The organism is Gemella haemolysans, from assembly GCF_028308085.1.
Lineage (GTDB): Bacteria > Bacillota > Bacilli > Staphylococcales > Gemellaceae > Gemella > Gemella haemolysans_D.
Genome location: NZ_JAQMFS010000097.1, coordinates 1 through 848 on the forward strand (window position 1 = coordinate 1; position 848 = coordinate 848).

The window sequence follows — 848 nt, forward strand, 5'->3', positions numbered from 1 at the left end:
CCAGATGGAACAGTAGACGAAGTAACCGTTCCAATCACAGTAAAAGAACAAAAAGATACGTTTAACCCAACTGCGAAACAGCCAGGACAAACCGCTAAACACGGCAGTGATCCAAGCGTAGAAGGAAGTATCAACACAGAAGGCTTACCAAAAGGAACAACGTACACATGGGTAGAAAAACCAGATACGAATACAACACCAGGAAGCAAACCAGGAAAAGTATTAATCACATACCCAGATAATAGTACGGAAGAAGTGCCAGTAACGGTTGAAGTAACACCACAAAAAGATGATTATGATCCAAAACCAAAAGCACAAACGGTCGACAATGGAACAGTACCAAACGCAGAAGATAGTGTCGCTAAGACAGGCTTACCAGAAGGTACAAGAGTTACATGGAAAGAAACACCAGTAGTGAACACACCAGGAAGTCATCCAACAGTAGCGTTAGTGACATATCCAGACGGAACAGTAGATGAAGTGACAGTCCCAATTACGGTAAAAGAACAAAAAGATACGTTTAACCCAACTGCGAAACAGCCAGGACAAACCGCAAAACACGGAAGTGACCCAAGCGCAGAAGGAAGTATCGACACAGAAGGCTTACCAAAAGGAACAACGTACACATGGGTAGAAAAACCAGATACAAGTACAACACCAGGAAACAAACCAGGAAAAGTATTAATCACATACCCAGACAACAGTACAGAAGAAGTGACAGTAACGGTAGAAGTAACACCACAAAAAGACGATTACAATCCACAACCAAAACCACAAACAGTGGATAACGGTACAGCACCAAACGCAGAAGACAGTGTAGACAAAACAGGCTTACCAGAAGGTACAAC

1 protein-coding gene is annotated in these 848 nt (G+C 42.7%); it reads left to right on the plus strand.

The genetic code is table 11. The annotated features are described in order from the left end of the window. Window positions 1-848, plus strand: an 848-nt coding sequence (locus PNO30_RS08105; RefSeq protein ID WP_271987942.1) for a Rib/alpha-like domain-containing protein, incomplete at both ends; no start/stop codon positions are given.